At 64.1% G+C, this 13,167-nt stretch carries 9 protein-coding genes; 3 read left to right on the top strand and 6 right to left on the bottom strand.

All coding sequences use genetic code 11. The features are described 5' to 3' along the window. Nucleotides 1–19: 19 nt before the first annotated feature. The 6 genes from JCR33_RS23980 to JCR33_RS23955 form a co-directional block, all read right to left on the bottom strand. The gene (locus JCR33_RS23980; protein ID WP_198884678.1) at nucleotides 20–1,303 is read right to left on the bottom strand and encodes a motility associated factor glycosyltransferase family protein; all 1,284 of its coding nucleotides are present in this window, start codon (nucleotides 1,301–1,303) and stop codon (nucleotides 20–22) included. Nucleotides 1,304–1,337: 34 nt separating this feature from the next. Beyond that, on the bottom strand, nucleotides 1,338–5,915 hold the full coding sequence (locus tag JCR33_RS23975; protein WP_198884677.1) for a glycosyltransferase: 4,578 nt from the start codon (nucleotides 5,913–5,915) through the stop codon (nucleotides 1,338–1,340). 394 nt (nucleotides 5,916–6,309) lie between these two features. After that, complete coding sequence (locus tag JCR33_RS23970; protein WP_198884676.1) at nucleotides 6,310–7,245, bottom strand: phosphoglycerate dehydrogenase; 936 nt, start codon at nucleotides 7,243–7,245, stop codon at nucleotides 6,310–6,312. Then, nucleotides 7,242–7,904, bottom strand: coding sequence for an acylneuraminate cytidylyltransferase family protein (locus tag JCR33_RS23965; RefSeq protein ID WP_269751260.1), 663 nt, complete (start codon nucleotides 7,902–7,904; stop codon nucleotides 7,242–7,244). The genes JCR33_RS23970 and JCR33_RS23965 overlap by 4 nt, the downstream gene beginning before the upstream one ends. Nucleotides 7,905–7,939: 35 nt before the next feature. Beyond that, nucleotides 7,940–8,722, bottom strand: coding sequence for an inositol monophosphatase family protein (locus JCR33_RS23960; protein ID WP_198884674.1), 783 nt, complete (start codon nucleotides 8,720–8,722; stop codon nucleotides 7,940–7,942). 14 nt (nucleotides 8,723–8,736) lie between these two features. Then, nucleotides 8,737–9,498 (bottom strand): hypothetical protein, encoded by a 762-nt coding sequence (locus JCR33_RS23955; protein ID WP_198884673.1) that lies wholly within the window; start codon nucleotides 9,496–9,498, stop codon nucleotides 8,737–8,739. A gap of 430 nt (nucleotides 9,499–9,928) precedes the next feature. Between JCR33_RS23955 and JCR33_RS23950 the strand changes: the two genes are divergently transcribed. From JCR33_RS23950 to JCR33_RS23940, 3 genes are all read left to right on the top strand, one after another. Next, nucleotides 9,929–10,951, top strand: coding sequence for a hypothetical protein (locus tag JCR33_RS23950; RefSeq protein ID WP_198884672.1), 1,023 nt, complete (start codon nucleotides 9,929–9,931; stop codon nucleotides 10,949–10,951). Between the two features lie 324 nt (nucleotides 10,952–11,275). After that, a complete protein-coding gene (locus tag JCR33_RS23945) occupies nucleotides 11,276–12,172 on the top strand; it encodes a siderophore ABC transporter substrate-binding protein (RefSeq protein WP_211110553.1) in 897 nt (298 codons plus the stop codon). A 10-nt stretch (nucleotides 12,173–12,182) separates the two neighbouring features. Next, nucleotides 12,183–13,151: an ABC transporter permease gene (locus JCR33_RS23940; protein WP_198884671.1), complete on the top strand. Its 969-nt coding sequence runs from the start codon at nucleotides 12,183–12,185 to the stop codon at nucleotides 13,149–13,151. Nucleotides 13,152–13,167 lie beyond the last annotated feature (16 nt).

The following is a 13,167-nucleotide window of genomic DNA, read 5'->3' as shown; positions in this document are numbered from 1 at the left end:
CCTCCCCGCGCCCCCGCCCTCACGCCGGGGCGGCGAGAGCCTCGTCGAAGTCGATGCGCTCGAAAACCTCGAGAACACCCCCACGGGTCGCGTTCTTGATGAAACCGCCTTCGGCCTCCATCAGCAGCCGCGCCGCATAGAAGGACGGCAAGATGTTCTGAATCGACGGCGGGCACCACGCCTTGCCGCTGCGATAGTTCTTGATGAAGTGATTGCCGTCGCCGGTCGCCGCCCGGAACCGGTCCTTGCTGTCGCCGTTCTTGTCGAACGTGAACTTGAAGTCGGTCCCGTAAAAATAGAACTTCCGAATGCCCATGTAGTACGCGACCTGCAGGGCCACGTAGGCGGACGCGCCCCCCGGCGCCACGCGATAGGGCGCATTCTTCGAAAACAGCGAGGGGAAGCCCGGCACCTGCCGCAGCCAGAGATAGTCGCCCGTCAGCGACGGGGGGCTGCTGTGGGCGAAGAACACCGTCCCGCTCGACCGATCGAGGATCTCATCGCCGAAATCCTCGATCATCTGCTGATCGGCGGAGATGGTGAAGCGCGGGCGCAGGGTGGTGTTCTCGTACGCCAGATGGAAGCGGTTGAAGCAGAACGTCACGGCGTCGCCCAGACGGTCCAAATCCTCGAGGCGCACACTCGGTCCGTTGCCGATGATCCATGCGGTCTGCCCCGCCAGTGTGTCCTTCAGGGCCTGCAGGCGGGCGGTGCTGGGATGCGCCTGGGGAGCGATCGAGGAGAAGAGCGTATATTTTTGACCCAATCCCTCCGCAGGAATGGCGGTGATGGTCTCGCGATTGGCCGGCCAGGACGCCGCGGCGCGGAACACGGACGGGCTCGTCTCCGGGTCGGCGACCATGACGGGCGCGCTCGCCGCGTCCTTCTTGCCGAACTGCAGCCGGCAATCGGCACGGCATGACCAATAGTCGATCTGGACGTCCGGATCGCTCACCTCCACGGCGATGATGCCGGCGGTTTCGTGCTCCAGAGAGGCCGTGTGATCCAGCCGCCACGCCGTCCCGTCGGGCAGGATCACCGAGACGCTCAGGTCCTCGAGCCGATAGGGCTCGGGAACGATCGCGGAGATACGGAACTGCACCGTCGACCCACGGCCGGAGAGGTAGATGGCCCAGGCATTGTCGAGGGGGGTGCCGTCGGACAACGCCACGTCCATGTCGAGCTCGTCGACTGCGATGCTCTCGTCCCCGGAGAGCTGGACAATCGCATCGTAAAGTCTCGTGAACGCATTGTACGTGCAGCGCGGAAACGTCACTGAAAGAGCTGGCGTGATGCCATCCATGATGATCACCTTCTCTTGCTCGCGCAGGGCGAGGTTACGCTGCCGTCGTCGCGGGCACGGACACGTCGCGCCGCAGACGAAGACCGGACAAGGATATCCCAAGCGGCCGAATATTGCTGATGATGCCAGCATTCGACCGCAGTGGCGACGGATCCTGCACCTCGAACTCGATCAGCCGGAGCGATGCTTCCTCGCGTGCCTCCAAGGGTAGCCAAACCATGCGCCGACGGCGATCTCTTAGAATGTCGTGGCGACCCACGTGCACACCATCCACACGGATGTCGACGGATTGCTCGTCATCGGTGCCGCCCTGCGTCGCCGCCAAGCGAAGGCCAAGGTTGGTGCAACCGGGCTCGACCGCCGCCCAAAGACGCGCATAACGTCCTTCGATCCACACGCCTCCCCAAGCCTCGACAGCTCCCCATCCGAAACCGAAATGGTCTCCGATCGTCGTGAGATCCGACGGCGCCAGGAGCTCTGTCGTCGTCAACGGATAGACAGGCTCATCAGCAACCGAGGCCCACTCCGAGATGTTGCCAAGGGGGAGGGCCAGCTTCTTGGCCTCGACGGCAGCGTGTACGGAGTGACCTTCATTGGGAATCATGCGCAGCGCCTGGATCACATAGGACCAGGCCTGCGCGTCCTCGGGATCCGAGCCCACGAGCTGCATCGCCTGGATCAGGGCCCAGGCCGGCAGCTCCTCTTCGAGCGCCGCCGCGATGGCCTGATGTTGATCCGTCCGGCTCCACATCGCCTGCGCGGAGCAGCCGGACAGGATGACCCCGCCGAGGCCCTTGGATACGCCCGCGCGCTCTAGTCCACGGACGAGCTCGATCACCGGCCCAGCGGCGTCGGGCTCGGCGGCCTCCTCGCCTTCCCTCGCATAGCGCATGCGGGGCGCGGCGGTGCGCTCCGCCACCCCCTCCCAGCCCATGGCCTCATCGAGCCCGCGATAGACGGGCCCTTCGCTGAAACGCTCCAGCGCGACGTCCAGAGCGCTTTGGTGCACGCTCTGCCAGCGGCTCTGGTCGGACAGAAGGCTGATGCAGGCCTCCTGGAACGCGTTGGCGTCGTCCGCGACGATGCCGATCCTCTCGACGATCTCCTCCAGACCTTCGACCGCCGCGGGCAGGCACACGCTGGGGAGCCCCAGGCACACCGCTTCGACGGTTTTGATCTTCAAGCCGGTGCCCGCGAGCGTCGGGTTGATGGAGAGGGTCGCGCCGCTGAGAATCTTCAAGAGGTCGCCACGGCTGACCTCCCCCTCGAGCCGCACCCCTTGCGGGACGGAGGGGATCTCGCGGCAGATCCGGCCGCAGATCACCAACTCGGCGTTGGGGACGGCACTGCGAATGGCCCCCCAGCAATTTTCGAGAAACCAGTAGATCGCGGCGACGTTCATCACGTTGCCGCTCGCATGGAAGACCACCTGCTTCGATCGGAAGGCTGAGGCCATGATGCGGAACGGGTACAATTCCGCATAGGCGTCGAATTCGGAGAGGACGATCCTGTTCGTGACGCCGATGCTCGTGAAGTAGTCCACCTCACTCTGGGAGATCGCGACGATGACGGCGCCCTCGATCCGGTTGAGGACGTCGCGTTCCATCTCCACGGTACAGTACCGATACATCAGGTCGACGCCCTTGCCGACGATGGTGTCGGGCAGGCGCGACAGGGCGTCGTGCGTGATGATGGCGACGGGCGGAAGCGGCGCGATCGCGGAGAGCTCGACGGCGACACGCGCCATGTGCGTATAGTTGCACACGATCCCATCGTACTTGTACGTCTTGAACAGCTTCTTCGCGATATTGACGACACTGCTCGTCGCGATGAAGAAGGGATCGTAAATATTCAGGCTGCGAACCGTGTCCTGCATCAGGTTGTCGCCCGCCGTGCCATCGTCCCGGATGCGCGCCAAGATATCCTTACGCTGCTGGACGACGGGGTCCTTTTCCCAGTTGGGGAACGGTGACTGATAGATACGAACCCGATCGCCGTATTCGGCGGCGACTTCCGCGCTCTTGACGTTGCCCATGAGCACGAGATCGACGTCGAACCCCATGTTCACGAGGTGAGAGATCAGATTCTTGGTGACGACGCGGTTGCCCTGATTGGCCGGAAAGGGCGGAACGATCGAGGCACACAGGATACGCGGCCGGTCGGCGCGCTGCGTCGGGACCATGGGCATCGCCGTACGCGAGAAGCACAGGTCCATGGCAGACTGGAACAGCCCGTTCGACGGCACCGACACCGTGCGGGGCACGACATTGGTGGTGCCGATCCACTCGGCCGCTTCCCGCTCCGTCGTGTGGCGAAGACAGATCTTGCCGCCGGCGCCGGAAAACCCGCTCAGCGCCGCATCGAGATCAATCCGATCGGTGTCCCCTTCGGCATTCACGGCCAGGATGCAGCGGGCGTCGCCCTCTTCGGTGACCACCATCTGCCCCGGCGCAAACGGGCCATCCTGGTGCGAGACGCTGATCGTGGTGCACGGACCCTCCACGGCGCTCTCGTGACGATGGGCCTCGAACCACCGGATGGGTCCCATGGCATTCGGCACGACTTCGAAGGCCGGCGACATCCAGGGTGTCGTCAGCGTGCCGGCGAGCCACACGATATTCCATCGTGCGCAGTCGATGACGGCGATCACATCACGCCGCGTCCCGTTCTCGAAGACGAGCGTATCGCCGGGATAGATCTCCACCTTGGCGCCGACCAAGATGGCGCACCGCGTCGCGGACATCGGGTCGCGAAACACCCCGGACGCCCAGCCCGGCCTTGCCAGAGGAAAGATCTCTCCCTTCTGGCCGGCCGAGCTCAACAGCTCCAGAGGGTCGGTCCAGCTGATCCGGAAGGGATTGATCGCCTTCTTGAAAAGCAGAGTGGGGAACTTGTCGATCGTCTCTTCCCGCTCGACGATCAGGACCTCGTCCCCCAATCGCACGAGCGCGCCCTTGCCCGGCAGACGCCCCTGGGCGGACCGCGGAAAGCCCAGCACGCCGAAGCAGTCGCCGACGGGATAGCGGTAGACGCCGTTGCACCACTTCTCGTTGGTCAGCTTGAGCCTGGGGTACACGGAGGACGTTTGGCGCTGCACGAGCCAGCGGCCTTCCTCCATCGGCGGCACCCCGCACGCCTTGCTGACGACCGTGTCGCCGGCGAACAGGTAGATATACCAGAAATAGTCTGCCTTCGGATCGGTAGTACTTTCGAATAGAAAGTCTCCATTCGCCCGCCGCGGACTCGCAACGAAAGTCCCGTCCGAGGGATCGTAGATATACAGCGTATCGATGTCCTTGGCCGCGCCCTGCAGCCGCAGGACGACCCCCGGCGATCCGTCCCCCTCCATCGCCATATTGAGATGGATCTCGTCGGAGACGTCGGCCGCCTCGTCGATTTGCAGGAACACGACATCCTGGATCTTGCCGCTCGCGTCGGTCATCGCGAGCTCCAGATGCCGACCGAACAGCGTACCGGGCAGGGAGAAGGTCGCCCGCGTGGTCGCCCGGGCGCCACCCGACGCCTCGAGGGGCTGCAGGAACACCCCCTGCGCCAAATCGGGATCGCCGTTCACGACGATCCCGGCAATGGGAGCCGGCGTGACCACCTCGAGCTGGATCAGCAGGTCCTTTGCCCGCGTCCAGCGACACACCCGCATCACCGGCAGGGCGCGATGCTTGCTGTAGCGGTTGGGGTCCGTCGCCACCCCCTCCCATGGGCCCCACTGGATGCGGTGCGCCGGAAAGGCGGCAGGCTCGAGAGCCGCATAGCTGCGCAGAAGAACGTCTTCGAACCGCAGAGCGACCTCGGGAAAGGCCACTCGCTTTTCGACGGCCGCGCGCAGCTCCTGCCGCGTGTGGGGCGACTGCAGCGCCTGGCGCAGAGCCTCGCCGAGCGCGCTGGTCTCGCCGCGAGGCGCCAGGTAGGCGACGTCGCCGACCGTTTCCTGAATGACGGGAAGATCGTAGCCGACGATTTCGGTGCCCACATAGGCCGCCTCGACGGGAGGGTAGCCGAAACCTTCGAAGCGACTGGGGAAAATGAGGGCGTCGGCCCGTGCCAACAGATCGAACTTCACCCGGTCGGACACGGCGGAGTGGAGGGCGACGGTTGCCCCCTCCGGCGCCAGATGCGCCTTGAGCGCCGTGAGGAAGCGGTCTTCGACCCCCCCGCCGGAGATCAGACGCAAGGTCCGCCCCTTGAAGAGAGCGGGATCCATGTCGAGAAGATCGGCGCCGCCCTTGTGGACGTCGGATGAGCGCAGGAAGGCGACGATGCTGCCGTCCTTCGCAGGCGCCCCCACGCTGTCGGCCGCGAGGCTGTTGATCGGCGGCGACACCACCTCGAACCGCAAGGAACCCTGCGTCGCTTCATAGAACGTCTGCGCGTGCTTCTGCGATTCGCGGGCCGAGGACAGGACCAGACCCCCCCCCTCGACCATGCGCCGCCAATAGTCCCACAGTCGAAGATCGCGCCGGACCGGCGCATAGGTGTTGAACCAATTGCCCGCCTCGAAATTCAGCAGACAGACACGCGCCCGCGTTTTGCGGATGACGTCCAAGGCCCCTTCGTAAAACGCCGGCAGAAAAATACCCGTGGGGATGACCAGCACCCAATCGTAGTCATCCGTCCCTGAAATATTCCGAAATCCATCATATTTAATTATGTTTGGAAGAGGGATCCCCTCCTCGCTCAAATCCCTTAAGAAGATGGGAGTTTTGTTTGTTATGAAGTCAACTTTGTTCCCCCGACTCGCCAAGGCCGCCGCCAACATGAGGCCGTGGTAACGCCCCCCTGAATAGAATTTGTCATTATTCGTAGTAATGATGGCAATTTTCATTATCTTGCTCCGGGGGAGAAGGGTCGCCTAGAGAGATTGCCATCGGTCGTCATTAACGTCGCCTCAAGTGAGTGGAGGCCTGATAGACACAACAACAGTGAGGTAACCCGATCGACAAAAAGATCGATACTTGATGCAGAAGGCTGATTTGCCTACGGCAACTGGATCATGTGAGTATACGCTTCAGGTTACTCAGTGTATTGGCATGCACCGCCTCGACCGCCGAGCGCAGATTGTTGGCATTGTGGCTTCCGAGGACGACATTGCCGAAGCCCCGCAGAGGGCTGTCGGCCGCCAGAGGCTCCACCTCGAACACATCGAGCCCGGCACCGCCGATCGACCCCTCGCCGAGCGCCGCGATCAGCGCAGTCTCGTCGACCACCGGCCCCCGCGCGACGTTCACGAGAACCGCCTCTTCCTTCATGAGGGCGAATATCGAAGCGTCAATCAGGTGGTGCGTCTCGGGCGTCAGCGCGCAGGCGAGGCAGAGGACGTCCGCCGCCGTCGCCAGGGCCGGAAGATCGACGAATTCCACGTCCTCGTGGCCACCCTTGGTCGCCATCCATGGATCATAAGCCATGATCTGCATCCCGCATCCGCGGGCTCGGCGTGCAATTCCCTGGCCAATGGCACCATAGCCGACCAATCCGAGGGTCCGTCCGTGCAAACCGAGGCCTTGCGGCTTCGGCCACGCCCCCTCGCGCACCGCACGGTCCACGACCAGCAGGTACCGCGTCAGCATCAGCATGTAGCCGAGAGCCACTTCGGCCACCGCCTCCGAAAAGGCCCCGGCCGTGTTGTGGACGGGGATGCCGAGCGCCTTCGCCGCGTCGAGATCGATGCTGTCGAGGCCGGTGCCCCACTTGGAGATGCCGCGCAGACGCGGCAGGAACGCCTCCAAGACGCCCCGTGTGACCCGGTCGTCCCCGGCAAGCCACGCATCGACGGTGCCGGCATAGGCGAGGCACTCCGCCTCGCTCAGATACTGGTTGACGTCCGCCCAGACGGGCACCACCCCCATCTCAAGGAGCGCGGCGTCGAAGCGCTCGCGCTCCTTCAGCATCATCAGGTTGGAAACGAGAACCCGCGGCGCCTCGCTCACGCGGCCTCTCCCTGACGCAGGATGCCGTAAAGGGCCTCCACCACCTGGAGATCCTCCGCCGTCTTCACCACGTAGCCGGACACGCTGCTGACCGGGAAATAGCCGATCGTCCCGGCATAGGTCGCGGCCCGTCCCGCCGCGCGCGCCGCGAGGAAGGTCTCGCGCGTCCAGCCTGTGATCGACCACGTGATGCGCTGGACGGGGGTCAGCTCCTGGCTGTTCGTCTTCTCGGCGAAGGTGAAGTTGACCGGCTCTCCTTTGTACGCGACCTCGATCTGATCGAGGATCGCCGAGAGCATCACGTCGGTGCCCGCCGCATCCCATGCCTTGACGAAGTCCCGGACCTCCTCCGCCGTCAGCAGCGGCGCAATGGAGTGGACCTGGACCAGACGGTCGCACGGCTCATTGAGAAAGAAGTCCCCGACGAAATCTTCCGATGTCGCGTTGTTGTCGCCGAGCTTCTCCGGTCGCTGATAGAAGCGCACACCCTCTGCTTCGGCATACGGAGCGAAGCCGGCATCTTCTGAATTCACCACGATCTCATCGAAGCATCCAGCGGTTTTACATTTGCGGATAGCATGAACGATGAGGGGAACTCCGGCGAGTTCACGAAGATTCTTCTTCGGCAACCGTTGTGATCCCATGCGTGCAGGAATCATTGCAACGGTTCTTACCATTTTCCGTCCCCCTGGCGTCAAAACCTAAGACCATCCGCAACAACAGCCTGCACCCGTTTCAGGAGAGCAGGATGAACAGCGAGGCTTCGCTGACACGTCGACGCAATACGACGATCCGCGTCGGCCACCGCCGCTGCGTAGCAGCCTCCCGCTTCGGTGACAATCAAACGGCCCGCCGCATCGTCCCAGAGCCGCGCCTCTTCGGAAAGATTGGCGGCGAGCGTGCCGTCGGCCACCAGGCAGAGCTGCAGAGCCTGCGCGCCGAGATTGCGGATCTTGCCGAGCCGGCGCAGCGCCATGAAAGCCGCCGGCCGCTCCATGAGGCGCTCCATGACGCCCGAGGAGAGCGCGATGATCTCCGCCGGCTCCGCGCCATCGAGCCGGGGAAGGCGCTCCCCGTCCCGAAACGCCCCCTGCCCGGCCGCGGCCCCATAGACACGGCCTCGCCAGATGTCGGCGACCGCGGCGAGGACCGTCTCGTCGGCATCGAGCAGCGCGACCGAAATGGCGCTGAACGAAAGGCCGGAAATATAGTTCAAAGTGCCGTCGAGAGGGTCGACGAGGAAGGCCCCCGACGGCACCGCCTCGCCCTCCTGGACGCTCTCCTCGCCGAGCACCGCAGCGCCCGGAAAGGCCTTCTGAAGGGCCTCTCGGATCTCGTCCTCCAGACGGCGATCGATATCGGTCACGTAGTCCTGCAGCGCCTTGCGCTCCATCGAGCGAGGACGCGCGGTGCGCACCGTCTGCGCCGCCTGCCCGACGATCTCTCCGAGCTGGGCGAGAGCGCTGCCGTCTGCCATCGTCCGAGATCCCGTCATGGCCGTTCGACGACGACCTGGAACTCGGGGACGCCGCCGAAGCGCAGCTCGGCCGGCACACCATGGGGCAGGTCGACACAGGGCGTGATGCCCCCCGTCGAGATCCACTGGCCCGCCGCCAACCTCATGCCGTAGCGGGCCATCTCCTTCATCCCCGCAAGCGCCGCAGCCATGGGCGGCATCACCAAACCCGTCGCAGCCTTTCCTTCCGCCCGGATCTCACCCTCGACGACGATGGCGAGAGGGGCTTCCATCGCGGCCGCATCGATGGGACGCGGCGTCCCCAGGAAAAGGAGCCCCACCGCACAGCAATCCATGAGCAGGGCCGGCAGGCCCGCCTCGGGCAGGTTGCGCACCACCGACCATGGCGCCTCGAGCGCTGGCGCGAAGGCGTCGAAGAGGGTGTCGTCGGCAACGAGATCGGCAACCTCCTCGGCCGACACGTCTCGGGCGAGGCGCACGGCGATCTCGGCTTCGCCCCGAAAATCCGGCAGGCGGAAGATCGGGCGCGCCTCGCCGCAGGTCCAAATCTCCGACGCGGCGAGCGCGCCGAAATAGGCCGTCTCCGTGGCGAAGGCCGCCTGCGTCCCCGGCGTGGTGCCGCCGAGCTTGTAGGAGGCCACGTCGACGGCATGCTTGGCGTCGAAACACTGCCGCGCGACGGCGTAGGCCTCCTCCACCGTCTGCGGCAGACCGTCGGATGCATCGAAGGCCCGCGCCTCGCCGGCGGCTCTCATCGCGGTCAATTGCGCGGCCAATCCGCCGTCCATCATGTCGACACTCGCGTTCTCATCGGCCCCAGCTGCTGCACCGCATCATTTTCTCGCTCTGCCGAGAAGGTATGCATCCTAGCGGGAGAAGAACAAGGCCGATTGAATGCCCTCGGGCGCTGCGGTCCGGACCCCGCACCGTGGGATGGCGATCACGACACGCAGACGACACGGACCCGGCTCCCCCACGAGCCGCCGGCCCTCGGACCGACGCTCTCATTGACGCCCTCTTCCCTTTCGGCCATCTAAAAGGAAAGCGGCGAAGGATCGGGGATCGGATAAAACTGTTTTGGCTGAATTGTTCACCCTATCTTATGAACCTCATATTCTTGTGACGGCGCGTCTCGTCACTCAGCCGACAGCCTGTCCTATGTACGAGGGCCGCCCGGTCAGCGACCTTTCGGAGTGAAGAAGAACGGTGAGCGCACGCAACTACCCTGATGGATCGTGTGTTTTGCACATTGGCACCCACAAGACGGGCACGACCACCATCCAGAATTTCTTTGCAAAAGAGGCGGAGACTCTCCGAGAGAAAGGAATACAATTAGACAAATACCTGTCTTGCTCGACAGGCACGCTGATGCGCTACGCCGCCAACGACAGCAAGCTTTTCCGTTACCGCATTGAAAATAAAGAAACAGATACGGCCAGCATCAATCAATATAGAGCTCAATTTGAAACACGGCTCGCAAGCCTCGCCGCCGCAGGCTCGACCGCCGTGTTCATCGACGAAGCCGCCGAGCTCCTCGAACAAGAGGAAATTCTTCGATTAATTGAATTGTTCAATAAATATTTTAAGAACATCACTGTCATTCTTTACGTCAGACCTCAAGTTGATCTCGCAACAAGCTTATACACTCAACATTTACGCAGCGGTGAGCGCTTCCCCGAAATTATACCGGAGAAATGGTACTCCCGTCATCACCCGCGCTTCGATTATCTGACTAAAGCTAAGAGCTGGAACGGCGCTCTAACCCCTCACAAAGGGAACTTCATCATACGCGAGTTCCATCGCAGCAAATTATTCAAGAGCGACGCCGTTCGAGATTTCATTAAATTTCTTGATATTAATGATGATTTTCCACCATTCGAGGAAATGAATACGTCTTTGTCGGTAGAAGGACAAACACTTCTACGTAAGATGAATAAATTTTTTCATGAAAATTCGATCAAGGACGGCGCCCGCCTTCGGGTCAAATTGCTGAACCTTCTGGAGGCACTGCCGGACATCCACGACAAAGGCCGCCTGCCGTCCAGAGAGAAAGCGAAAGCCTTCATGGCTCATTTTCATGAAGATAACCTCTCTCTTAAACAGTTCCTTTCCAACCCGACGGATGATTTTCTCCGAGTCAATTATGATCGGTTCCCGGAGAAAGACACGCCGGAGCATATGCCCCCTCTTCCCATCATCCTTCGCCTCCTCACGGAGGCACTGCGGTGATGACCATCCCCTCACTATGGGGCATCGATGCGTGAACGAGGGATACTCAAGAATGCCGCCGCGGCCTACTGCCCCTGATCGCCGAGCGCACGGCACCGTGCATTGCGTCAAGGCCTGACGATTACCCCATAGTCCATTTCAAACGCATTTATTGAGACGAACGAGTTCACTCGCCAATTGACGCACCTTGTAATCAGTACAATTACATTTTCTTATAGAAATTTCAAGTAAACATTCACAAAAGCGCAGGATGCGTCTAAACAGACGAGGTTCGATCCTCGGGCCCGGCCTGCCGCTTGGGCCGATAAATCAAGGTATTGGCCGATGATGACGCGTCTGTGTGCGGCCGCACTCCTAGGCATCTCCCTCACGACCGCCGCCGGCGCGGCGACCGTCCAGACCGCGCGCGGCCCGGTCACGGTCGAGACCACCCCGGAGACCGTCGCCGTCTACGACATCGCCGCGCTCGACACCCTCGATGCGCTCGGCGTGCCCGTCGCGGGCGTGCCGAGCAAGGTCTATCTGCCCTCGCTGGAGACGCTCGCCGCCACCGCCGAGCCCGTCGGCACCCTGTTCGAGCCCGATCTCGAGGCGCTCAACGCGCTGTCCCCCGACCTCGTCATCGTCGGCGGGCGCTCCGCGACGCAGCTCGATGCCACCGCGCGCGTCGCCCCCTCCATCGACATGACCATCGACGGAGAGCGCCTCCTCGAGGACGCCCGCCGACGCATCCACGACTACGGCACCCTCTTCGGCAAGGAGAGCGAGGCAGCGGCACTGACGGCGGCGCTCGAGGCCGATCTCGCCGCCGCGCGTCAGGCGGCCGCCGGCAAGGGCGACGCCCTCGTCGTCCTCACCAACGGGCCGAAGATCTCGGTCTACGGCCCCGGCTCGCGCTTCGGCTGGATCCACGACGAGCTCGCCATCCCTCCCGCCGTCGACGATCTCGAGCCGTCGATCCACGGCGAGGCGGTGACGTTCGAGTTCATCGCCGCCGCCGATCCCGACTGGCTGATCGTGCTCGACCGCGCCGCCGCCATCGGCTCGGGCGAGCAGAGCGCCCAGGCCACGCTCGACAACGCGCTGGTGCGCGCCACCACCGCCTGGCGCGAGGGCCACGTGATCTATCTGCCGGCGGCCGACTTCTACATCGCCGCCGGCGGCGCCCGCGCGACACGGCACCTCCTCACCGCCCTCACCGCAGGCTTCTCGGCCGACTGACCACCTCTTGATGCGGCGGCTTCTCCCCGCGCCGGCCATCCTCGGGACGGCGCTCCTCCTCGCAGCGCTCGCGGCGGCGAGCCTCGTGATCGGCGTCGGCGACCTCTTCGCAAGGGATGGAACGTCGGGCGTCTCCGGCCTGATGCTGCTCCTTGCGAGCCGCCTGCCGCGCACCCTCGCCGCGATCCTCACCGGCGCCGCCCTCGCCATCGCCGGCACGGTGATGCAGACGCTCGCCAAGAACCGCTTCGTCGACCCGATGACCGCCGGCACCGGATCCTCCGCGGCGCTCGGCATCCTCCTCGTCACCCTCCTTGCCCCGGGCGCCCCGATCGCGCTGAAAGCGCTCGCCGGCAGCGCCGTCGCCTTCCTCGGCACCCTGCTTTTCCTGCGCTTCGCCCGCGACCTGCCGCCGACGGAGCCGTTCCTCGTGCCGCTCTTCGGGATCGTCTATGGCGGTGTCGTCGGCGCGATCGCCGCGGCGATCGCCTGGGAGGCCGACCTCGTCCAGTTCCTCGACGTCTGGATGAACGGGGAATTCTCCGGCGTCATCAGGGGTCGCTACGAGCTCCTCTTCGTCACCGCCCTCCTCGGCGCGGTCGCCTTCTGGGCGGCCGACCGCCTGACGATCCTCTCCCTCGGCCGCGCCACCGCCGTCGGCCTCGGCCTCGACCATGCGGCCATGCTCCGCCTCGGCCTCGTCATCGTCGCGCTGATCGCCGGCGTCACCGTCGTCACCGTCGGCATCATCCCGTTCGTGGGGCTCGTGGTGCCGGCGCTCATCGGCCGCCGCGTCGGCGACGACGTGCGGCGGGCGCTGCCGCTGACGGCGCTTCTCGGCGCGGGCCTGGTGCTCGGCTCCGACATCCTCGGCCGGCTGCTGCGCTATCCCTATGAAGTCCCCGTGGGCACCGTCCTCGGGGTCGTCGGCGCCGCGGCCTTCCTCGCCATCGTGCTGCGGCGGGCGCGCCTTGGCTGAGCGCGGCTGGACCTCG

Origin of the sequence: Acuticoccus mangrovi, assembly GCF_016411865.1 — a bacterium.
Lineage (GTDB): Bacteria > Pseudomonadota > Alphaproteobacteria > Rhizobiales > Amorphaceae > Acuticoccus > Acuticoccus mangrovi.
Note: the sequence above shows the minus strand (reverse complement) of the source record. Positions and strands in the feature narration are given on the sequence as shown.